The organism is Pseudomonas sp. PDM32 (genome assembly GCF_019219225.1).
Classification (GTDB): Bacteria; Pseudomonadota; Gammaproteobacteria; order Pseudomonadales; family Pseudomonadaceae; genus Aquipseudomonas; species Aquipseudomonas laurylsulfatiphila.
This window is the reverse complement of sequence record NZ_JAHUWE010000020.1, coordinates 52,432-74,103: the sequence shown is the minus strand read 5'-3', so window position 1 is coordinate 74,103 and position 21,672 is coordinate 52,432. Positions and strand designations below refer to the sequence as shown.

Here is a 21,672-nt window from a genome sequence, read left to right as displayed (position 1 = left end):
TTCTAATTATTCAAACTATCTGGTTTTGTTATACCTATGCGCACCGACCTCAACCTGCTCCGCGTCCTGCTAGCCGTTTATGAAACCGGCAATGTCACCGCGGCGGCGAAGCGGCTAGGCATGAGCCAGCCCGCAACCAGTGCGGCACTGGCTCGCCTGCGTCACTCACTGGGGGACCCACTGTTCATTCGCTCGGGTAACGTGATGGAGGCGACGCCACGGGCGCAAGGCATCATTGAGCGCACCCGCGAAGTGATCGAAATAATCGACCGGGACATCCTCAGCGGACCGACCTTCGACCCTGCTACCAGCGACCAGGAGTTCGTCTTTTGCCTGAGCGAAGTGGGTGAAGTGGTCTTTCTACCTGCGCTATTCCAGAGCCTGCGCAGCGCGGCACCGAATTCCCGCATTCGAACCGTCAGCCTGGCACCTGATGAGCTTGTGGAGAACCTGCATGAAGGCCGGGTCGATGCGGTGCTCGGCTATTTCCCCGACCTCACAACCCCCAACATTTACCAGCAGCGATTGTTCTCTCATGACCTGGTCTGTCTGATCCGTCTCGATCACCCTCTGGCAGGGGAGCGACTGTCCCTGGAGGATTTCCGCAGCCTCGAGCATCTGCAGGTACGTGATGGCAGCCGTCGCCAGGAAATGTTCGAAGCCCACCTGACCAAAGCAGGTATCCACCGCAACATCGTGCTGCAGACTTCTCACTACATGAGTGTGCCATCGATCATCGAACGCTCCGATTTGATCGTGGTGTTGCCACGCACCGTCGCCAACATGTACACGCACAATCTGAACGTGCGAATGGTCGAGCCTCCCGTGGACATTCCACGCTACGACCTCAAGCAGTACTGGCATGCACGTTTTCATGAAGCGCCGAGAAGTGTCTGGCTGCGGCGCTTGATCATGTCGGTATTCAATGGGTGACTATCAGGTCAACCTGGAACGATTGACCTGGCAGAAGGGGCGAGAAAAACGCGTTTAGCAGAGTGCCAGGGCTTTTTTCACTTCATCGTCCAGACTATGTTGCCAAACCCAATCTAGGCGCTGTTCCAACGCGTCCTTCAATTTCCGGGAATCACGACCAACGGTTGGGTTCTTGTATTCGTACAACTCACCGGCTTCCCAGGACGTGCGCTGAACGCGCGAGGCACGCTCGCGTCGGACCTCATCGTAGGCCGCCAGCAGTGCGGGTACATCCGCCGCTGAAGCCGCCTCGTTCGAAAGCAACTCTGCAAGGAAGTAAGCATCTTCGAGGCCCTGGCCTGCGCCAGCACCCTGGTGTGGCAGCATCGCGTGCGCCGCGTCGCCAATGAGTGCTACTCGCCCGTGGACATAAGTGGGTAACGGCTCCACATCGTGAAGGGCCCAAAGCGTCGGGTGTTCAATGCATTGAAGTAGCGTTTTTACGGCAAGCCCTGAGCTTTCAAAACTGTTCAGCATTTGCTCTTTCGAAGCCGCTTTCACCCATGGCATGTCGGCCGGCCAGGAGGGATGTTCGACATGGCGGTCGGACACAAAGGCAACGATGTTGATCAGACGCCCCTTTTTAACGGGAAACGTCAGGACGTGGGCGTCTTCGCTCAGGTACATCTGAGGCACGTTGAGTAAGTGATCATCCAGTGTTGCCGCACGATAAGCATCACGGAGTACCGCCGTTTCCACCAATCCCCTGAACGCTGACGTGCCGGTGAAGCGCGGCTTTACGGCTGAATGGCCAGCAGCAGCGAGCAGGGGATTACGCAGGGCTGATTTGATTCCGTCTGCGGCAATGACAACGTCGGCTGGGTAGGAGCTGCCGTCGGAAAACTTCAGTGATACTTCGTTATTGTTTTCTTCATAGCCGACGACTTGCCTGCCCAACGACGCAATGCCTTGCGGTAGGCGCTTGGTCAACAGATCGATGAAGTCGGCGCGATGGACAGATGATTGCCCTACGCCCGGCGCAACGCTGGTACCTATCAGTGAGGCATCGTGCGCATGACGCCACTCGAACCAGACGTCCTGCCAGGGGGCAGAAGTGCTGTCGGCAATTTCATGGTAGTCCTCGCCGATACCGAGCTGCTTGATAGCCTGTACAGCATTGGCGCCAAAAGAAACGCCGGCGCCGATTTCACCGAAAGCGGGGGCGACTTCAAACAGCTTGACGTGTGTCATTCCCTTTTTTATCAGGCCTAGTGCCAGGGCCGTCCCGGCAATTCCTCCACCCACGATGGCTACACGTAGCGCATGCTTGCGGTTCATTGAGTCACCTTTCTATTGTGATTATTGGTGGGCCATTTTTCGCAACTTTGATGCGCAGCGTCCAAGACTTTGTCCCTATGCACCATAGCCTCGCGGCTATACTAGGGAACCTCCCTGGTAGAAAGGCCGTCATGGATATCCGTCAAATCAAGCGTTTTATCGCGGTGGCAAGAACACGGAATTTCACCAAGGCAGCGCAGTCGCTGCACGTCGCGCAGCCGTCACTTAGCAAGCAGATCCATCTGCTCGAGGAAGAGTTGGGTTTTCAACTATTCCTTCGTGAGACACGCCCCATTCAGCTGACCCCGGCCGGTCAGCGATTCTATGAAGATGCCATAGCACTCGTTGGCAAATTCGAACAGATGACGGCAAATGCTCGTCAGACGGCCTTGGGCACACGTCAGACGTTCACGATCGGTTTCGTTGCCTCGGCCTTATATGGTGCCCTCCCGACGATTATTCGCCGTTTGCGAAGAGTTCGGCCGGACCTGGACGTGAAATGGGAGGAAATGACATCTGGTGAACAGATGGTTGCGCTACGGGAAAGGAAGATCGATGTAGGGTTTGGACGCATCCACACGGAGGCAGCCGAGGTCGAGCGAATAGTGCTCAGAGAGGAGCGCCTTATGGCTGCCATAGCACCGGCCTTTGAGCTTGCTTCCATATCTACCCCTGTTTCACTAGCTGAACTGGGTGGCTGGCCGATCATTGTTTATCCCTCCCGATTCCATCCAAGCTTCGCTGATCAGGTGTTGAACATGATCAGAGCGAAGGGTGGCGAACCCTCGGAGGTACACGCAGTAGGCGATCTTCAGACAGCGTTAGGATTGGCGTCCGCGGAGTCGGGTTATTGCATCATTCCCGCCTCGGCTCGCCACCTCAGACGTGAGCTGGTTTATCGACTTGTAAGCGACAAAGAAGCGGTCTCACCGTTGATCATGAGTTACCGCCTTGATGATAACGATAGCGTCGTAGAACTCATCAAAGAGTTAACACGTACGTTGTACGCCGAAAAACCGGAGTGGTTAGAGCCGGAATATAATCGCATTTTGAATTTCTGACCCTGCCTGTCATTTCCCTTTTAGACCCTTTCACCGTGATTGGAGCGTGAGCGCAACAGTCCTTGGTGATTTTCGTGCCTAGTCAATAGGTAGTGGTCTACCTACAGTTCGGCAACTCATTAACCACCACGACTGATCGGGTGTGTTACTGCAAGATCTGTTCTTATAAAAACAAGCAAGAATAACGGAGTGCTTATGAGTCATCGTCTGCAGGGTAAAGTTTGCATTATTACAGGTACTGGCGGGTCAATGGGGCGAGCGGCTGCATTAATGTTCGCGCAACAAGGCGCCAAAGTAGTGGGGTGTGACATATATCATGAGGCGGCTCAAGAGACGGTTGATGCCGTGAAGTCCATAGGTGGGGAGATGGTCTCATTAAACCATTGTGACTTGACGGACCCTGCCAACTGCACCCGTCTAGTTGAATTGGCGGTGTCGGAATACGGGCACGTCGATGTGTTATTCAATAATGCGGCGATGGCCTATTTTGGATGGATCGATCAGATATCAGACGATGATTGGCATCGAACAATCGATCAGGAGCTGAATCTGGTTTTCCACCTCGTACGTGCAGCCTGGCCGGAGTTAATCAAGTCTGCGGGCGCTTCCATTATTAATACGGCATCTGTTTCGGCATGGTCGACCTACCGCATGCTCCCTGGAATCGCGCATAGCGCGGCCAAAGGCGCTGTGCTTTCCATGACTCGCCAACTGGCACTGGAAGGCCGGGTCCATGGTTTGCGCGCCAACAGCATTTCCCCAGGTTTGATTGAGTCCAAGCAAACAATCCCGTTGCTGCAGGATCCCGAGTGGGCAGAAACGATGGTGGGCAAGGTGATGCTGGGACGTTTGGGTAAGCCCGAAGAAGTTGCGGCCACCGCTGTGTTCCTGGCCTCTGATGAAAGTTCTTTCATCACGGGTACTGATATTCGGGTCGATGGTGGAACCACTGCCTGGTAACTCTGCCTGACATTAAACTTGATTAATCAACTGGGCCTGCCTGAAACAAGGAGGGACTCTATTGCCTTGCAAATAATAAACACCCATTAGAGGCAGGCCCGTTGTTCTGTTTGTTCTGTTTGTTCGCATGAATCTTCGTAATCAAAATAATAATCCATACGAGATCATCCTTATGTTGCGCGTAAAAACATTGCGGCTCAGCAAACGCTCTCCCTTGCTCTGCACGGCAGCCATACTGCTGACTTGTACCCAAACTCACGCCACCGAAAATAACGGAACCGCTTACCCACTCGGTCTTGACACCGTATTGGCTGGGCGAATGCCGCCGCCAGGGTTAACCACCTTTTTTTATAGCTCCGCTTACGAGTCGACTGAACTAAAAGGTGCCAATGGGAGCAGTATGGCCGGGATTGAAGACTTCAATCTCAGTTACCAGTCACTCGCGGTATGCCTGGACTACGTTTATTCCGACTACACGTTATGGGGCGCAACACTGGCCAGTCGTGCCGCCTTACCCTACATAAAAGGGCAGGTGAGTTTTTATACCGAAACACCCCAAGGGCGTGTCCGCAACAGTGGCAAGGATGAAGGCTTCGCCGATCTAGCGTTTACGCCACTGTTTCTGGGCTGGAGCTCTCCACGTTTCCATCAGATGCTGGGTGTGGATTTTTATGCGCCCACCGCTTCGTATGACAAGGATCGGCTGTTCAATGTGGGAACCAATGTGTGGTCCTACTCGCCGTGGTACTCCTTCACGGCAAACCCGATAGATGAGGTGGAGATAAGCGCCAAGATTCTCTACATGATAAACGACAAGAATCGTGCGACTGATTACCGGTCGGGGCGCGAGATTAATGCTGACTATCATCTTGGCTACAGCTTGAACAAAAATTGGCAGGTTGGGGTCAGTGGGTATTTGTACAAGCAGGTGAGCGATGATGAGCGTCACGGTGAGTCGGTGTGGGAGGATGGCAATCGAGGTCGAGTGGTTGCTTATGGCCCTGTTGTGAAATATCAAACCCCCGAATTTGGCGTACTGATGAAGTGGCAGCATGAAACGCTTGTCGAAAACCGGGCCCGCGGCGAGCGACTCTGGCTCCAGGCGGTCGTGCGTTTTTAAGCCTGGTCTATTGGCCACAACTGCGAAGCAGGGGCGCCAGTCGTGGCCCTTGCGCCGTGATTGGTGCATCAGCACAACAGTCCTTGGTGATTTTCCTGTCTAGTCAGTCTCTGGTGCCTCATTTATGGTCTGGTGATTAGATCAATCAGGCGGGCTTTGGGATGCAGCAAAAGGAACACTTCAAAACGCTGAGCGGCTTCGGCTCCGTGCACGACGTACCCAAGCTGCCAACCGGTTTTACTGACGTCTTCGAAAGCTACGAGATCGCGGCCAACGGCGTGAAACTGCACGCCGTCATTGGCGGGCAGGGCAAGCCGTTGCTACTGCTTGGGGGCTGGCCGCAAAACTGGTTTGCGTGGTGTTACCTCATGCAGCCGCTGGCTCGCACGTTCACCGTGATCGCTGTCGATCCGCGGGGTGTCGGGCTCTCGGAAAAAGCGCAGGAGGGTTATGACTCAAGGACCTTGGCCCAAGACATGTTTGCGCTAATGGACGCCTTGGGGCATGAGTCTTTCGCCATGGCTGGCCATGACATCGGCATGTGGACCGGTTATGCCATGGCACACGATCAACCCGCCCGAATCGAGCGCATTGCGCTGGGCGAGGCGCTTATTCCAGGCTTATCGGACTCTCCGCCATTGCTGCCTGAGCAGCGCTGGCTCAGTGATTTTCTCTGGCATTTCAACTTCAATCGGGCGCTGGGCATCAACGAGCAACTGGTCAGTGGTCGCGAAGAACTCTACTTCGGTCACCAGTTCGCGACGAAAGCAGGGTCGCCAGAGGCGGTACCTCGTTACGCGATCGACTTCTACATCGAACAACTCAAGCGCGATCCACAAGCCCTGCGGGCCAGCTTCGACTATTACCGCGCAATCGATCAGTCGATTACACAGAACCAACAGCGCAAAGCAACGCGCCTGACCTTACCGGTGTTGGCATTTTCGGGCGCGCTTGCCTGTGGCGACAGCGTTGAAGCCGAGTTGCGCACGGTCGCATCGAATGTCGAATCCGTGGTCATTCCGGATTGCGGTCACTATCCGGCGGAGGAGCGCCCGGAGGCATTGCTGGCTGCGTTTGAGGCTTTTTTCGCGCCCTATGCACGATGACCAATTGCCGTTCGGTGAGAGATGGTGGGGCTACACTCATTATTGCGCATTGAACGACACCACCAGTACCAGAGGCTGCTGTCATGTCTGTCGTTATCGCCCCGCTTAGTCGCGCCAACCTCGGCGGCCATTTCCACGGTTTTGGTCTGCGCACCGAGGCAGATTTGATCTCCCCCTTCATCGGGGTCGACCACTACTGGATGGATGCGCCAACCTTTGGGCCACACCAGCATGCCGGCATTTCGGCGGTGTCCTACCTGCTTCCCGATTCCGAGACGGGCATGGCCAACCGTGACTCGATCGGTACCCAGAACGTGATTCAACCGGGCGGCCTGCACTGGACTACCGCCGGCCGTGGCGTGGTGCACGAAGAGGTTCCGGTCGAAACCGGCAAAAAGGTTCACGGACTGCAGATCTTCGTCGCTCTCGCTCCGTCGAACAGGGACATCGCTCCGTTCCCGCTGATACTCGAAGCGCAGGATGTGCCAGTTATGCAGGAGTCAGGTGCCAAAGTGCGGGTGCCGTTGGGGAGCTATCGTGAGATGCGCTCCCCGCTGAGTCCACCGACCGAGGTAACGATGCTCGACATCTCTCTGGAGGAGGGTGCCGAGCTGAGTGTGTCTATTGCCGCAGGCCACTGCATGTTTGCCATGCCAATCGACGGCACGGTGGAGGTGGAGGCCCAGCGCTTCAATCGCGAGGACCTCAAGCTTCCGGTGTTCCCGGCGCAAAATACTCCACGCGAGGTCAAGTTGAGAGCCCCGCAGGGCAGTGCCAACGTCGTGCTGTTCAGCGGACCTCCGCTACCCTTTTTTTGAACCCAACGAAACGAGGATTTGTACTATGGCTGCCGTACGATTCACTGCAGAGAACGCCGCGTTGTTACTGATCGACCATCAGGTCGGCACGATGCAACTGATCAAAAACATCGACCGTGAGTTTGCCGCCAAGCAGTCGATTGCGCTGGCCAAGATGGCGAAGATCCTCAACATGCCGGTCGTGATTACGTCCAGCCAGGAAGATCAAGCCCAGGGCCCGATTCTTCCGGAAATCGCCGCGATACTCCCAGAAGCGCACGCGGCACGGATCAAGCGTCCCGGTGTGGTCAACGCCTGGGAATACGACGACTTCCGCGATGCGGTGCTCGCCACTGGGCGCAAGCATCTGATCATGGCCGGTGTGACCACCGACGTTTGTCTTATCTTTCCGGCAATCGATGCTGCGCTCGAAGGATTTGCCGTGCAGGCCGTACTGGATGCTTCGGGTTCGCCCAGCGATCTTTCCGAAGAGTTCGCCCGTCAACGAATGCACGATGCCGGCGTCGTGCTCACCGCCACCAATACGCTCATGGCAGAGATCGGGCAGGATTGGTCCACACCTAATGGACAGCAATTGATTGGCTTGTTGTTCACCGACGTGTTCCCGGCCCTGGGTGCTGGCATCCAGTAAAGCTGCGATCCTGTTGCGCTGCTCGAAGTGCATGGCTCGTCGAGCAACGCGACAGTTCCCAGATCAGTTCACTTGCGCATAGCGAACATATTCGGCGCTGATCCGGTTTGAATGGCTGACCAGCCCGCGGACGAAGGGTAATCGTGCTGCTTCATAACGGGCCAGCACAGCGACAACGGGTTCGTCTGCGCTTTGGTCTGCGAGCATTTGAGCCAGCACCGCCGCATCTTCCACTCCGGTCAAAAAGCCGCGCCCGGTCATCGGAGAAACGACGTGGGCAGCGTCGCCGATGATGGCCAGTGCGCCACGTGCCAACCGCTGTGGCTTGTATTCGGCAATCGGAGCGCCGCTCAATACATTCGCTGAGCGCACGCCGACAGTCACTGCCTCTGCCCACATCTCAGGCCAGACCTGAGGGACCTGGGCGACCAAGCCAGACCTCACGTCTTCATCGATCGTCCCGCGTCCGAGTGTACCCACGATGTGGTCATCGGCGGTCAGGCAGCGGGTGCTACGGAGCAATGCCTCCTGATGCACATCGAACCATGCGAATGTGACTTGACGCTGACCTGGCTCCATCGAGCCGTCGCGACCTGGAAGCACCGCGGCAACCAGACGATATCCGCCCACGAACTCAATCCATAGGCCGCCGGCCGATGGCCAGGGGACGGGACGCGTCAGCGCTCGCTCCTCGACCAGCCCACGCCACACCAGATAACCGGCGTAGCGGGCAAGCGGTGCGTCGGGCGTGATTGCCTGGCGAACTATGCTGCGATATCCGTCCGCCCCGATCACTGCGGCGGCAACCCTCTGCGTTCCGTCGGCAAAGGAGAGTTGTGCCCGATCGCCAAGGTCTGTGACCGAGGTGACGGCGTTGCCTTCTTCGAGGACGATGCCTGGTGTTGCGACAGCCCGGTCCCGTAGCCAGTTGTAAAGCGCCGGCCAAGTCGTCAATTCGCGATAGGCGGGTACCACGGGCAAAATGGGCGCAGCACGCGGATCATGGCCAACCGTCGCCGCGACCACATCAAGATCGACACTCAGGCTGTCGCCACCGTGTATACGCCCGATGGAGCGCTCAACGACACGAACGGGCACGCCCCTGGTCGCGCAAGCGAGCGCCAGCGTGAGGCCGGCAAGGGATCCGCCGACAATTATAATTCCCGGGTGTGTGGTGTTCATCGCGTGTAAGCACTCATAACGTCAACCTTCGTGAAAATATGCCGGTTCATCTAAAGGTCTTTTGCGTGACTGAAATGATCAGCGCGATCACCGCCACGCCGATCACGACCCAAAAGTATTCCATGCTGGCGACCAGGGTCGATTGCTGCTGCAGCATTTGTGCGTGCATCGCCACCGAGATTTGGTTCGCTGTCGTGGCGCCCACTTCGGATGACAGTGCTTGCGCCAGCTGTTGAGTCTGCTCCACATAGAGAGGGTCGCTGGCGCTGAAATGCACGTTGAGGTTGTTGTATTGCAGGGTCGTGCGCCATTGCAGAAACAGTGTGGCGGCCGTGGTGCCAATCGCCATGGCGATCTGTCCCATCATGTTTTTGATCTGATAGGCATGCGCGAACAGCTTCTCCTCTTGCATCACATCCCTAAAGGTCTGCATGGCCGCGGTCGACATCACCAACATCACAAAGCAGCCATTGAGAATCAATGCCGGCAGAATGTTCGACCACATGTTGGCGCTGGGCGTCAGCGAGGACAGCAGCCAGCCAAAGCCACCCAGCGCGATGAATCCCAGAATGAAGAACTTCTTCGGGGCAGGGTGCTTTGGAAGGAGAGTGGCCATGATGACCCAGGTGGCCAGGGTGCCGGTCAGTCCGATGGCCTGGAATGTACCGATGGTGTCCCAGGAGTAGCCCAGTCCCGTTTGCAGGAAGTACGGCAAGATGTAGTTATTGGCGCCCAGTACAACGTAGGCGTAGCAAAACAGCGCCACACCCTGGAGGTAACGAGGCTGCATCAAGTCTCTGACTTTCAGGAAAGGCGTGGCCTTGTTGTGTTCGGCGTGGAAGAAGGTGTACATCCCCAGTGCTGCCAAGAATGCGCAACCAACGATGATGAAGGTGTCGTTATAAAAGTCGTAGTAGGACCGCTGCAAAATGTAGAGCAGAAAGAAACTGCTGACCGACAACAAGAGAATGCTTGCCAGGCTTGAGGGGGTTCGGTCCTCTTCGGGGATAGGGCTCGTCGGCAGAAAACGCACGCAAAGCGCTGCTGCAACCAGGGCGCCGACGATCAATATCCAGAAGATGGCGTGCCAGGTATTTTCAGCCACCACCCACGACGAGATAAAAGGCGCCGCAGCCGTCCCGCCAGCGAGCCCGGTGGCAAATACTTTGATTCCCGTGAACCGGCCCGGGCCAGGGGGAATCAGGTTGATCATGAGGCGTGCCGACGTCATGAACGAGGCCCCACCCAGGGCCATGATGACTCGGCCTACGGTGAAACTGGTCAAATCAGCACTCACACCACACACCAAAGCGCCCAGCACGAAAACGCTGATTGAGCCGAGCATGAAATTGCGCCAGCCCAGGCGCTCCGTCAGCCAATGCTGTTTCGAAATCACCACCACTGCGATACAGGCATACAGGGCGGCCACCAAGCTGAATTCTTCAGGGCTGGCCTCGATTTCGCCGCGAATCGGTGCATTGGCAAAAGCGATCATGCCCGCCTGTAAATATTCCAGCGAACATAGCAGGCCCACAGTGAACAACAAGGCAGCATGTTTTCTGTACATGATCCGCCCCATCAAAGCTTCACGTTTTTGGGGGCATGGTCACTGCCCTCATTGGCACTGATCACGCGTTCCACAACGTCATTGGCGTCCTTAAGTTCGTTCTTGAAAATCTCGGTGCTGTAAACCGGTTGCTGTGCACCGGTCTTGTTCAGGACGGGGCCATTGCGATCGGAGGTATCGACTGAAACCCGCATGGATAAACCGAGGCGCAAGGGGTTTTGTGCTATTTCCTGCGGCCGCAAGGCGATCCTTACCGGCACCCGTTGAGTCACCTTGATCCAGTTGCCCGTAGCGTTCTGGGCCGGCATCAAGGAGAAAGCGCTGCCGGTACCGGCATCCAGGCCGATAATGGTCCCGTGGAAGATGACGCTGCGGCTGTAGGCATCCGCACGCAGTTCAACGGGTTGGCCAATACGCAGATCTTCAATCTGCGATTCCTTGAAATTGGCATTGACCCAGACTTGATCAACCGGCACCACCGACATCAGTGCGACGCCCGGACTGATTTTTTGTCCGACCTGCACACTGCGTTTGGTGATCACGCCGGCCACCGGTGAATAGATCTGGGTGCGATGCAAGGCGATGTAGGCATCACGGAGGTTGCTTGCCGCGACCAGCACATCCGGGTGAGTGCGAAGCGTGGTGTCGTCGACCATCGCGCGCCGAATGGAGAGCGCGTGTTGGGTGCCATCGAGCCCTGCTATTGCGTTTTTGAGTACGTCGGCGGTGTGGCTGATCTCTTCACGAGAAACGGCACCACTGTCGGCGAGTTGGTTGCGCCGACGCAAATCATCCCGAGCCTTGCGCACGTCGTTTCGACGCTGTTCGACTTCGGCCAGGAGTTGCTGGACCTGGTAGTACTCAGTGCGTGCCAGGCGTACTGCGCGAGCGAGGTTCGATTGGGCGCGCTCGTACTGAATTTCGGCGTCCACGGCGTTCAATGTGACCAACGGCGCGTTGCTATCGACATGATCGGTGTTGTCGCCGTTGATTGCCGTTACGGTACCGCTGACTTGGGAGGTCACCTGAACCACATTGCCGTCGACATAGGCATCGTCGGTAGATTCGCTATCCAGTTTCAGCAGGTAGGCAACGCACAAGGCAACGACCATAAGGACGATGGCCAGGATCAGCAGCAATGTGGGGCGGTGCGATGTTCGCTGTTGAGTGGTAGCGGCTGGGGAGGGCGTAGTTGTCGTCATAGCGTCATTTACCTGCCAGGGAGGGCGCGTTGTTCGGTCAACATTGAGTTAACGAGGTTGCAGCGTTCCGAACGCACCGCGCTGGTAGCCATCAATGGCTTCGGCCAGCGCGAGCTGAGAGGCAAGCGCCAGCGGACCTTGCCAATACACGGGTTGATTCAACGGGAGACCTGAAAACAGCACAGCCTTGGCGTTGCCCTTGGGGGCGCTCAACCTGACTGCGCGATCGTCATGCAGCGGCAGATTCACCGGCAGCGTGAGCTCGATGAGATTGAAGGGGAGGTCGTCGACCCACACTTCACCGTCAATCGGCATCACGAACGCCACATGACCCTCGGGAATCGGGACGCTGACTTCAGCGCCGTCCTCGAGCGAGATGTCCAGCACGGTCACTTCGGTGGGCACCGATAATGGCGACGACACTTGGGCGAAACTGCCCAGCGGCACGCGCACCTTGACCCCTGGCAACCGCACCACGGGCACATCCTGCGCTTCGAGACTGAGCGCAAACGGAGCGTCCGCTTGGCGCTCCTGCGGCAGGTTGATGAAAATCTGCAGCATGTGCACCGTCTTGCCCGGCTCGGCCGGCACCTCCTCGTGCACCACCCCTTTACCCGCCGCCGTCCAGTGCAGCCCACCGGGTCGAATCAGGTTGCGGTTGCCCAGCGCGTCGCGGTTATCAATCCCGGTTTCGGAATCAAGAAACAGATAGGACACAGCCGAGAACCCGGCATGTGGGTGTGGTGGAAAAGTTGGCCCGCTGATCCAGGCATGATCGACAGCAAGGAACGGGTCGATAGGCTTGGCGAACTGATTTCCACGCAGACTGAAAGCCCGAAACTGACTGCCGTGATTCATGCGCTGCAGGCGTGCAAAGGGTGACATGGCCGTGTTACTCAGACGGGTTGCGCTGCGGGCAAAGCAGGGTAGTCGATATACCCTTGCGCACCCGGTGTGTAGAACGAATTCTTGTCCGGAACGTTGAGCTGGGCACGTGTGCGAAAGCGCTCGGGCAGATCCGGGTTGGCGAGGAATGCACTGCCAAACACGGCAGCATCAGCGCGGCCATCAGCGATCAGGGATTCGGCGGAGTGTTGATCGAGCCCGCCACCGATCAGGTAGCTGCCGTCAAACAGTGGACGTAACAAGCCGTGGTAGTCGACATTGGCGCCGAACAGGGCGACATGCAGATAGGCAAGATTCAGCCCATGCAGGTGTTCGACCAGATAGGTGTAGGTTTCTTGCGGGTTGGCATCGACGATGTCGTTGAAATTCATTTCAGGGGAGATTTTGAGACCCACCCGGTCACCACCGATTTCCGTCGCTATTGCGGACAGCACGTCCAATACAAAACGCACACGGTTTTCAACCGATCCACCGTATTCATCCGTGCGCTGATTGCTGCCAGTCGAGAGGAACTGTTCAGGCAGGTAGCCCGACGCGGCATGCAACTCGACACCGTCGAAGCCGGCCTCCATGGCCAGGCGCGCTGCTTGGCGATAGCCCTCAATGATTGCGGCAATCTCAACCACGCTCAATGCATGGGGGGTAACGAAATCCTGAAGGCCCGTTGCGGTCCAGGTCTGGCCAGCGGGTTTGATCGCGGATGGTGCCTGTGGCAGCGCGCCATTCGGCAGCAACGAAGGGTGCGAAATGCGACCGCTGTGCATCAATTGCATGAAAATCCGTCCGCCACGAGCATGCACGGCCTCAGTGACGTGCTTCCACGCAGCGACCTGCTCGGCGGTTTCGATACCAGGGGTACGGACATAACCCTTGCCCATAGCGATGGGGAACACGCCTTCACTGATGATCAGTCCGGCACTGGCACGCTGAGCGTAGTAAGTCGCAACCAGTTCGCTTGGCACACCGTCATCGTCGGCGCGTGAGCGCGTCATCGGGGCCATGATCATGCGGTTGGAGAGGGTGTAGCGACTGAGCTGGACTTGGGAAAAGAGAGAATTCATTGCGGGGCTCCTCAGTAGTGATGGAGCCATAATTGATCAATCCTGATCCGGGATAAACTGGGTAAAATTGAATTGACTGATCCACCATTGGAGCAATTTCTCTAGTGGATTCCGCGTTAGCGGTCAGAAAATTGAGCTGAACCTTCATGCGCGACCTTCAGCATGGTAATCAGCGGCGTTTGTTCCTGTGATGAGGGCAGGGGAGAGAGCTTTAGGGAGGGGCGATATTCTCGAGATAACGCCCGACGTACTCGTCTCTCACACGAGCGGCAGATCCCTGGGCCATATAGTAAGTACGCTAGGGGCGATTGCTCATCGTCTCGACCGTCAATTTGCGCTCATGTTTAGAATCGTTGCAATTGAATGGCCACCAATCAGGATTCACTACGGACTCTCTTGAGATATTGCTGGACAGTAAGACGCTCGTTGCTGAGCTGGAGAAAATTGAGCTTGTGGAAGCCACCGAAGGTGTCGAACTGCGGCATAACACTGACGGCTCACTCGACCTCTATATACAAAACGAGAGTCCGGGCAATGACAAAGAAGCCAACTGGCTGCTCGCACCCAAAGGCCCGTTCAACCTGACCATGCGTCTTTATGCGCCTTCTTCTGACGCACTCACTGGAAAATGGAATCCGCCGCCAATCACTAGAATTCAACAACCAAAATTATCTATCAAATGAATCCAGACCTGATTGAGCATTTGTCGCGGATTGGTGCCTGCCGCAATCCGCCAGAAGCGCATCGCCTCGAAGTGGCAGGCCAAGATGGCGCCACCTGACCATCCTGCACAAGTAGCGGCACGTGCTGACCGGAAGAGAAACGGTTCTGAACCAATTTCACTGGAAGGTCTTCATTAAAAGGCCGTCATGAACATTTGGTACATGGCTCGTCGAGAGAACGGACGTCAGAAACGGTTTTGTCGAATCAGTGGCTTAGGCAGCTCATGAACATCTATGACATGACCTGTCGTTTAACATAATATACATTATGCGTACTAGCAGATATTCCACACAGGGTGTCTCCCAGGTACAAGCTCTCGGAAGTAATCTCTTTTCATTTTGAGAACTAAATCCCTTGCGTGGGTGCTTCGCTGCCAGGAAAAGACTTTACTTCTGCAGGCTTCAGAGCTCTTTCCGTGCGGCCCATGCGACCTTTCTTATTCCTGAACCTTCTACACAGAATGCGAATATTGCGCAGAAATACTTGTGCTGGAGATCAAGCCAGCAGTTCGCAGAAGTAACGTGTAAAAAAATGGGAAGTAATCGTGTAAATCGAGCCTTTCGCCTCACGTTCACGGATTTGCTTACAGATACCTGTCCGGCAATCATCTGCGCGCTACAGGCTCTGGCGCAGCCTTTGCGGCCGCTATCGTGCCCGATTTTACGTCATGAGCGGCGAATCCAGAAATGTCACCCTTGATCGGCTGATCATGCACCGTATGCGAATTCTCCTATTCGTTTGATTTGAGTAATTTTTTGGAGACAGCTTGTTCATTTACGGTATTACTGACATTGCAGCGTCCACCTACTAGCACGACGCCGTGTGAAATCTGCAGCGTTCAGCATGGAGTTGGTGCACGGATTTCAAGGGCTGCCATTCGTGGAAATGAACAGTCCCGGCTGATATACATTCCGATAGTCCGTAGAGCTTCTGCGGCCACCAGCTTCCCTGGGAGCTGCTCCAGAATTTGGTTTGTTGAAAAGCTCAGTAACGTGCACTGGTCCTCGGCCTGTCCCCGACCCAAAACCGCATCCACACGTCCGGCGTCATCACGTAGGCCCAGAAGCGCGGTTGCCGTTGTAAACCTGTTTTTTGATCTGTTAACCACTGTAGTTAACAGATCAAAAAACAGGTTTACAGGATGCTAGAGGTCTACGCTTTTCAAGCCAGCAAGAAAGCTCTTAGCTGTGAGCTCCATGCTGGTGATATGTGTGCTTTCGCGACACCATCGATTGCAAACCGGTACTTTAGGTCTCTTCAAGGCGCAAATTGGTAACTCGAAAACTACAACTCAACTAAACGTCTATTTAGTTGAGTTAATTCCAAGCACTCTCCGCTCATAAGGATCGGGTATCACGCCTGATCTCCTTTTCCATTGTCGATGACGTTTGTCACGATGCCGACATCACTGCCTGCCTAGGTACCAACTAGTCAATTGAGATAAACTGTCGCCCTCGCCCTCCTTTGCAGAGACGCTTCTTCATGCACTCAGAGCACGCCTCTAAGCCTTATACGCTACTGGCCATCGACGACGATCCGCAATCACTGATCGTGCTCTCGAAGACCTTGACCTCTGAGTATGAAGTGCTTCTGGCAAAGCATAGCGAACAAGGCATCGCGCTGGCCCGTAGCGCCCGTCCGGACCTGATCATCCTCGACATCATGATGCCGGGAATGGACGGCTTCCAGGTGCTCGGCGAACTCAAGCGCCATCCAGAGACGACCAGCATCCCAGTCATCTTCCTGACCTCACGCAGCAGCGTTGAAGACGAACGCCTGGGTCTGTTATTAGGCGCCGTCGATTACATCGCCAAACCGATTTCGCCTCCGGTGGTGCTGGCCCGGGTATCGGCACAACTGAGTTATCGGGACAAACCCCTGCATAACCTTCAACCCGTCAGCGCCCCCTCAGCTGGCAATGGCATGCGTGACGGTTTCATCAGTGCGCTGTCACTGCAGCTGACACATAACCCGCTCATCCAACTCGACGCGCTGCTCGATACCCTGTCGATCCTATTGGACACTGGTGGAGCAGAGAGCGACCCGAGCATATTTCGCAGTGCCGCCTGCTTGGCTCTGATGGGCCTCAACCAGTTTAATATCCCGGTAATTCAGGCCTTGGCCCACAGCAGAGTATTGATCGAAGAAGTTCTCAGCTTTGCCGACCCAGAAGACCGAATCCTCAACCTCGCCTGGAAGATCACCCACGCAGAGGCTCTGCTCAAGGAAGACTTCAGCCATCATACAATTGACCTGCCACTGTCGACGCACCTCTTTGCCCTAGCCTTGACCTACCACCTGAAACTGCTTCAACCCGGGGCTGACCTTCACCACCGGCATGAGCAGGCACTCAAACAAATGCTCGAACATCCAAGCTTTTTGCAATACCTACCTTGCGACCAAGAGTCGCTGTCCGCAGCCTTGCTGAGGTCGTCATACACTTTTCTCGGCCCACACAGCGAGCATTGAAGCATGGCTAACCTTGGAGATCTGGAACTGTTTGTGTTGATCGCCGACCGTCAAGGCCTGTCGCCTGCCGCTCGTGCGATGTCCATCACGCCCGCTGCTGCCAGCCTGGCACTCAAGCGCCTGGAAAACCGCTTGGGTGTACGTTTGTTCACCCGCTCTACTCGCACCATGAAACTCACTCCCGAAGGAGCGCGTTACCTGGAGAGCGCGCGGCACGCCCTGAAAATTCTGGCCGACGGCAAACGATCTCTGACCCATGATGACGGCATGCTGGAACTCACGGTGCCCTCCGACCTGGGCAGAAACCTGCTACTCGATGTGTTCGCGCACCTCAAAATGAGCAGGCCGCGTCTGTTTATCAAGCTGGCGCTTAGCGACAACGAGGAGGATCTGCTCACGGGCAAGTTCGACGCGGCCGTGCGATTTGGCAAAAGCCTCTCACTGGATCTGGTCGAGCTACCTGTTTTGAAACAGCATCACTTCATCGTCTGTGCTGCCCCCACCTATCTCTCTGAACATCCCCTGCCAAGCACACCGCAACATCTGAGTGAGCATGAGTGCATCATCAACACGCGTAGTGACCGAGCGGAAAATCGTTGGCGCTTCCATGCATCTGGGCAGGTCGAAGATGTTCACGTGCAAGGGCATTTCTGCTGTGACGACGGCAACGCTGTACGGCGCTGGGCGGTAGCCGGTCAGGGTGTGGCTTATTTGCCGTTATTGAGTGTCATCGACGACTTACTCGCCGGCCGATTGCTCGCATTGCTGCCCGGCTGGCAGGGCGAGCAAGCCCCCCTGAACTTGGTGGTGTCGCACCGGTCGCAAATCACCGAATCGCTCCGGGCCTTTCATCATAGCCTCATCAACCAGTGTAACGAACGAATGTCTCACTACTCCGCCTGGCTCAATCCACCGGCAATGTCTGTGACGCTCGATGAGCTATCAGCAGGTCATAGGCCTGCTGAAATTCCAGACAATAGACACTCTCCTGGATAGCCAGCAGAGCACTGCAGGCACCCTGCTCGCAAAGTTCATCGACCATGCTCAGCGCTTGCGCGTTTTGATCGCGCAACAGCGTGGCCAGGCGCTCCAGTTTTACCATCAAGAGACTGCTTTGGTCTTCGTCTTCATCCACCAAACACAGCACCGGCCCCTGCCCCAGATCAGCCAGGCTCTCCAACACCGAATGCAACTGGTAGGCCAACCGCCATATCAACGGAGCCAGGTCAGTAGACCCTGCACAGTGATCCTCCAATTGCCCGGCCGCTCGCTGCACAGCCCGAGCTCCTATGTGGCCAGAAGCACCGCGCAAGCTATGAGCAAGAAAGCTGATGGCCTGAAGATCCTTGATTGCATGCGAGCGCCACAAGCGCGCGACGAACTGCTGATGACTGTCGCGAAAACTGCACAACAGTTTTTGGTATAGCGCGGCATCATGATTGACCACCGATAACCCGACTGCTGTGTCGATGCCATCGTAATGCGGCATTGATGCAACACGAGGTACAAGCGGTTTATGATCGCCAGGCGGAACTTCCAGGGGGTTGATCCAACGTACCAGAGCGCTGTAGAGCTCATTGACCTCCAACGGTTTGGCGATATGGTCATTCATACCGACAGCCAACATACGCGCCTTGGCGTCCAACAGGGTATGGGCAGTGACGGCAATAATCGGCAAGGACTGCAGATGGGGGTGGCGGCGGATTTCTAATGCGGCACAGTAGCCATCCATGACCGGCATCTGGCAATCCATCAGAATCCCGTCGAAGTGACTGTCGCGCAGCAACAGTTGCAAGGCCTCTTCACCGTTGTTGGCAATCACTACTTGTACTTTGGCGCGTTGCAGCAGCCCCTCGAGAACTTCCTGATTCATCGGGTTGTCCTCAACCACCAAAACCCGGGTACCCTCCAGTAACCGCGTAAAATCGTTGACCGTGCACGTGCCAGCGACAACGCTGGCCGATAAGTCAGCGCCTGGCTTGGCGGGCTCGTACTGCACAAGGGCAGGCAACTCGAAATCCTGGGACTGTGGCACGCTCAGCGTTACGGTGAATTTGAACTCCGCCCCCCTTCCCTCCAGGCTATCGATCCAGATGCTGCCTTGCATCATCTGTACGATTTTTTTTGAAATGGTCAGCCCCAGACCGGTTCCGCCATAACGTCGGGTAATCGACGGATCAGCCTGGACAAAGGCATCGAATAGACGAATGCGCTGCTCTTCACTGATACCAATACCGGTGTCCGAAACGCTGAAGCACAACAGTACCTTGCCGCTCCACTCCCGCACTTGGTGTACCCCGATGCAGACATGACCGACTTCAGTGAACTTAATCGAATTGTCGACCAGATTGGTCAGTACCTGAGACAGGCGCAATGGGTCGCCCACATAACTGCGAGGCATCAACGAGGGTATCTCCAGGCGCAGACTGATTCCCTTTTCAGCAGCCCGCTGGCGTACCAGGCAAAGCACCTCATCCAGCAGCTCCGGAAGGTCGAAATGCACGTGTTCCATGCTCAGCTTGCCAGCTTCGATCTTTGATAGATCCAGTACGCCGTTGATGATCCCGACCAGATTCTTTGCCGCACGGTCCATCTTCTCGATGTACCCGCGCTGGGTCTCCCCCAGTGGCATATCCAGGAGTAGATGGGACATACCGACAATAGCGTTCAACGGTGTGCGGATTTCATGGGACATGTTGTCGAGAAACATCGACTTGGCCTGGGTGGCCAGCTCGGCATCGCGGCGCGATTGCTTGATCAGTGCTTCCCCGGCCTTGCGTTCAGTGATGTCGAAGATCACCCCGTCCAGGTATTGCGGTACCCCGTCCACGTCAATGGTCTGCCCTTTGTCGTAGACCCAGCGCACCTCCTGCGTCGCGGTGATGATCCGGTACTCGAGCATATAACTGCCGTCATCCAGGCAGCAGTCGAAAATCCCAAGGTCGTCGGGGTGAACAAGCTCCCGGTAGGCTCGGCCGGACAAAAAATGCTGCGCCGAATAGCCGCTCAAGCCTTCGATGACATCACTGACAAACATCATCTCGCGTGCGCTATTGGGCAGGCTGCGAAAAACCACTCCTGGGATATTGGCTATCATCGACTGGAGTTTGCTCTGGTTCTCTACAATCGCCAGCTGAGCCTCGACAGCCTGGGTGATGTCCTGCAGCACTCCAGTCACCCGTGTCGCGACACCTTGGGCGTCACGCTGCATGACTTTGCCGATATCCAGCACCCACAACCAGTCTCCGTTTTTATTGCACACCCGGTATTCAGCGCGGTATTCGTCAGTCTGGTTATCCAGGTGCGCGTTGAGCTTGGCCATGACCGATTCAAGGTCATCCGGATGAATCAGACGAGCCCAGCGATCCAGTCCATTGCCAAAGGTAGTCTCCAGTTCGCATTGGCTATAGCCAAGAATACGCAGCCAGACACCATTGTTGATGACGATGCCCAGACTGACGTTCCAGTCCCACAGGCCAAGTGCCCCGCTCTGCAGGGCCAGGTCCAGACGTTGTTCACTTTGCTCGATCATCGCGACATCGCGCTTGTGTCGGCGGGCGTCCGCCAGCCTCCGTAGACCGCCCCACCACAGCAGAAAAAACAGGCCGGCACTCACCCCTTCGATCAACAAGATGTGTTCGTCAGGCAGGATCAAATCCAGATCGCCCAATGTGATCAGCGACCAGGGGCCTCCCGGGTCGCTCCAGTCAAAATCGGCCCGGGACAGGCCATACCGTCGCCCCTCCAACGTGACAACAGGCTGATGGGCATCAAACGGTAACCTTTCAGGTATGCCACCGGGAAATGGATAGTCGGCGAATTGCTGGCGGATATCGCCGATAAACGTGCCCGGGGACCACTCCCGGTCGGCTTTGAGCAGCAACGGCCGCGCATTGGTGGCCAGCACCACACCACTGGACGACAGGATCATTTTAACGTCGCCGTCTGGTTGTTTACTCAACCTGCTGTCCAGCAATTGGGCATCGAAGCGCGCCACCAACACGCCGATCACCTTGTCCTGACGAGTACGAGAAGCGTAAATTGGTACTGCCATGTAGAACATGCGCGTTCCTGTGACAGTACTAATCGCGCCGTAGACGCTGCTAACGCCCTTGAGGGCGGTGTTGAAATAGGGACGGAAAGCTACACTTAGGCCCAACTGTGACGGATCGAGCAAGTCATGGACCGCAACGATCTTCCCATCCATGTTAGCGACAAACGCGTGACTGGCGCCCACCACGATCGACAGCGTACTCAAGGGTATCGCCGCCTGCTCCATGAGTTCTAAGGAAGGGCTGCGTTCCTCAATGACTCTTTTAAGCACCGGATTGTGTCGCCCCAGGATCGACAACGCGCCAATGGCAAATCCGTCGGACTTCCACTGTTCCAGCTCCGCGGCATGCTCCAGGGTCTGCGCTTCGATCCCGGCCAGGTAGACATCTTCAACCTGCAAGCGGTAATAATTGCCAACTGCCGCGCCTCCCCCGACCGCGATCAGCACGCCAAGGGCGTTGTAGTACAGCCTGTTACCGTCGAAGAACTTCACTAACCTATACAACATCCACTCCAACTCCTCGTCAATCATTCTCGCATTGTCAACGCTCCTGCAATGCGGC

17 protein-coding genes are annotated in these 21,672 nt (G+C 56.1%); 10 read left to right on the top strand and 7 right to left on the bottom strand.

Annotated elements, in window-relative coordinates; all coding sequences use genetic code 11:
• The first annotated feature begins 36 nt into the window (after nt 1-36).
• A complete protein-coding gene (locus tag KW846_RS28775) occupies nt 37-933 on the top strand; it encodes a LysR family transcriptional regulator (protein ID WP_218486336.1) in 897 nt (298 codons plus the stop codon).
• Between the two features lie 54 nt (nt 934-987).
• On the opposite strand, the gene salA is transcribed toward KW846_RS28775, so the two are convergent.
• Nucleotides 988-2,250, bottom strand: coding sequence for a salicylate 1-monooxygenase (gene salA / locus KW846_RS28770; RefSeq protein ID WP_218486335.1), 1,263 nt, complete (start codon nt 2,248-2,250; stop codon nt 988-990).
• 131 nt (nt 2,251-2,381) lie between these two features.
• Here salA and KW846_RS28765 point away from each other — a divergent pair, with 131 nt between their 5' ends.
• From KW846_RS28765 to KW846_RS28740, 6 genes are all read left to right on the top strand, one after another.
• The gene (locus KW846_RS28765; protein WP_218486334.1) at nt 2,382-3,311 is read left to right on the top strand and encodes a LysR family transcriptional regulator; all 930 of its coding nucleotides are present in this window, start codon (nt 2,382-2,384) and stop codon (nt 3,309-3,311) included.
• Nucleotides 3,312-3,506: 195 nt separating this feature from the next.
• Nucleotides 3,507-4,271 (top strand): SDR family NAD(P)-dependent oxidoreductase, encoded by a 765-nt coding sequence (locus tag KW846_RS28760; RefSeq protein ID WP_218486333.1) that lies wholly within the window; start codon nt 3,507-3,509, stop codon nt 4,269-4,271.
• A 172-nt stretch (nt 4,272-4,443) separates the two neighbouring features.
• Nucleotides 4,444-5,391: a transporter gene (locus KW846_RS28755; RefSeq protein WP_218486345.1), complete on the top strand. Its 948-nt coding sequence runs from the start codon at nt 4,444-4,446 to the stop codon at nt 5,389-5,391.
• Nucleotides 5,392-5,552: 161 nt separating this feature from the next.
• On the top strand, nt 5,553-6,497 hold the full coding sequence (locus tag KW846_RS28750) for an alpha/beta fold hydrolase (protein ID WP_218486332.1): 945 nt from the start codon (nt 5,553-5,555) through the stop codon (nt 6,495-6,497).
• Between the two features lie 83 nt (nt 6,498-6,580).
• The gene (locus tag KW846_RS28745) at nt 6,581-7,315 is read left to right on the top strand and encodes a pirin family protein (protein ID WP_218486331.1); all 735 of its coding nucleotides are present in this window, start codon (nt 6,581-6,583) and stop codon (nt 7,313-7,315) included.
• Nucleotides 7,316-7,340: 25 nt separating this feature from the next.
• Nucleotides 7,341-7,946, top strand: a complete 606-nt coding sequence (locus KW846_RS28740; protein ID WP_218486330.1) for an isochorismatase family protein — start codon at nt 7,341-7,343, stop codon at nt 7,944-7,946.
• Nucleotides 7,947-8,009: 63 nt separating this feature from the next.
• Here the strand turns inward: KW846_RS28740 and KW846_RS28735 are convergent, their stop codons facing one another.
• The 5 genes from KW846_RS28735 to KW846_RS28715 are packed head-to-tail and all read right to left on the bottom strand — an operon-like array spanning nt 8,010 to nt 13,864.
• On the bottom strand, nt 8,010-9,128 hold the full coding sequence (locus KW846_RS28735; RefSeq protein ID WP_218486329.1) for an FAD-dependent monooxygenase: 1,119 nt from the start codon (nt 9,126-9,128) through the stop codon (nt 8,010-8,012).
• 46 nt (nt 9,129-9,174) lie between these two features.
• Nucleotides 9,175-10,695: an MFS transporter gene (locus tag KW846_RS28730; protein ID WP_218486344.1), complete on the bottom strand. Its 1,521-nt coding sequence runs from the start codon at nt 10,693-10,695 to the stop codon at nt 9,175-9,177.
• An 11-nt stretch (nt 10,696-10,706) separates the two neighbouring features.
• Complete coding sequence (locus KW846_RS28725; protein ID WP_095966118.1) at nt 10,707-11,897, bottom strand: efflux RND transporter periplasmic adaptor subunit; 1,191 nt, start codon at nt 11,895-11,897, stop codon at nt 10,707-10,709.
• 48 nt (nt 11,898-11,945) lie between these two features.
• Nucleotides 11,946-12,782, bottom strand: a complete 837-nt coding sequence (locus tag KW846_RS28720; RefSeq protein WP_218486328.1) for a pirin family protein — start codon at nt 12,780-12,782, stop codon at nt 11,946-11,948.
• 11 nt (nt 12,783-12,793) lie between these two features.
• The gene (locus KW846_RS28715) at nt 12,794-13,864 is read right to left on the bottom strand and encodes an alkene reductase (protein ID WP_095966120.1); all 1,071 of its coding nucleotides are present in this window, start codon (nt 13,862-13,864) and stop codon (nt 12,794-12,796) included.
• Nucleotides 13,865-14,172: 308 nt separating this feature from the next.
• On the opposite strand from KW846_RS28715, the gene KW846_RS28710 reads away from it, so the two are divergent.
• The 3 genes from KW846_RS28710 to KW846_RS28700 all read left to right on the top strand — a co-directional run bounded on the left by KW846_RS28710 (nt 14,173) and on the right by KW846_RS28700 (nt 18,052).
• Nucleotides 14,173-14,547, top strand: coding sequence for a DUF1214 domain-containing protein (locus KW846_RS28710; RefSeq protein ID WP_218486327.1), 375 nt, complete (start codon nt 14,173-14,175; stop codon nt 14,545-14,547).
• A gap of 1,522 nt (nt 14,548-16,069) precedes the next feature.
• Entirely contained in the window at nt 16,070-17,056 is a 987-nt protein-coding gene (locus tag KW846_RS28705) for a response regulator (RefSeq protein WP_218486326.1), read from the top strand.
• A gap of 3 nt (nt 17,057-17,059) precedes the next feature.
• Nucleotides 17,060-18,052 (top strand): LysR family transcriptional regulator, encoded by a 993-nt coding sequence (locus KW846_RS28700; protein WP_218486325.1) that lies wholly within the window; start codon nt 17,060-17,062, stop codon nt 18,050-18,052.
• On the opposite strand, the gene KW846_RS28695 is transcribed toward KW846_RS28700, so the two are convergent.
• Nucleotides 17,961-21,641 (bottom strand): PAS domain-containing protein, encoded by a 3,681-nt coding sequence (locus tag KW846_RS28695; RefSeq protein ID WP_256356899.1) that lies wholly within the window; start codon nt 21,639-21,641, stop codon nt 17,961-17,963. The two genes, KW846_RS28700 and KW846_RS28695, sit on opposite strands and share 92 nt — an antisense overlap.
• Between the last annotated feature and the right edge of the window lie 31 nt (nt 21,642-21,672).

Excerpts from the sequence above, each read along its gene's own strand:
- KW846_RS28725 (WP_095966118.1), bottom strand. The coding sequence starts at position 11,897 with ATGACGACAACTACGCCCTCCCCAGCCGCTACCACTCAACAGCGAACA.
- KW846_RS28755 (WP_218486345.1), top strand. The coding sequence starts at position 4,444 with ATGTTGCGCGTAAAAACATTGCGGCTCAGCAAACGCTCTCCCTTGCTC.
- KW846_RS28695 (WP_256356899.1), bottom strand. The coding sequence starts at position 21,641 with ATGATTGACGAGGAGTTGGAGTGGATGTTGTATAGGTTAGTGAAGTTC.
- KW846_RS28705 (WP_218486326.1), top strand. The coding sequence starts at position 16,070 with ATGCACTCAGAGCACGCCTCTAAGCCTTATACGCTACTGGCCATCGAC.
- KW846_RS28715 (WP_095966120.1), bottom strand. The coding sequence starts at position 13,864 with ATGAATTCTCTCTTTTCCCAAGTCCAGCTCAGTCGCTACACCCTCTCC.
- KW846_RS28760 (WP_218486333.1), top strand. The coding sequence starts at position 3,507 with ATGAGTCATCGTCTGCAGGGTAAAGTTTGCATTATTACAGGTACTGGC.
- KW846_RS28750 (WP_218486332.1), top strand. The coding sequence starts at position 5,553 with ATGCAGCAAAAGGAACACTTCAAAACGCTGAGCGGCTTCGGCTCCGTG.
- KW846_RS28740 (WP_218486330.1), top strand. The coding sequence starts at position 7,341 with ATGGCTGCCGTACGATTCACTGCAGAGAACGCCGCGTTGTTACTGATC.
- KW846_RS28745 (WP_218486331.1), top strand. The coding sequence starts at position 6,581 with ATGTCTGTCGTTATCGCCCCGCTTAGTCGCGCCAACCTCGGCGGCCAT.
- KW846_RS28720 (WP_218486328.1), bottom strand. The coding sequence starts at position 12,782 with ATGTCACCCTTTGCACGCCTGCAGCGCATGAATCACGGCAGTCAGTTT.
- KW846_RS28765 (WP_218486334.1), top strand. The coding sequence starts at position 2,382 with ATGGATATCCGTCAAATCAAGCGTTTTATCGCGGTGGCAAGAACACGG.
- KW846_RS28775 (WP_218486336.1), top strand. The coding sequence starts at position 37 with ATGCGCACCGACCTCAACCTGCTCCGCGTCCTGCTAGCCGTTTATGAA.
- KW846_RS28735 (WP_218486329.1), bottom strand. The coding sequence starts at position 9,128 with ATGAACACCACACACCCGGGAATTATAATTGTCGGCGGATCCCTTGCC.
- KW846_RS28730 (WP_218486344.1), bottom strand. The coding sequence starts at position 10,695 with ATGTACAGAAAACATGCTGCCTTGTTGTTCACTGTGGGCCTGCTATGT.
- KW846_RS28700 (WP_218486325.1), top strand. The coding sequence starts at position 17,060 with ATGGCTAACCTTGGAGATCTGGAACTGTTTGTGTTGATCGCCGACCGT.
- salA (WP_218486335.1), bottom strand. The coding sequence starts at position 2,250 with ATGAACCGCAAGCATGCGCTACGTGTAGCCATCGTGGGTGGAGGAATT.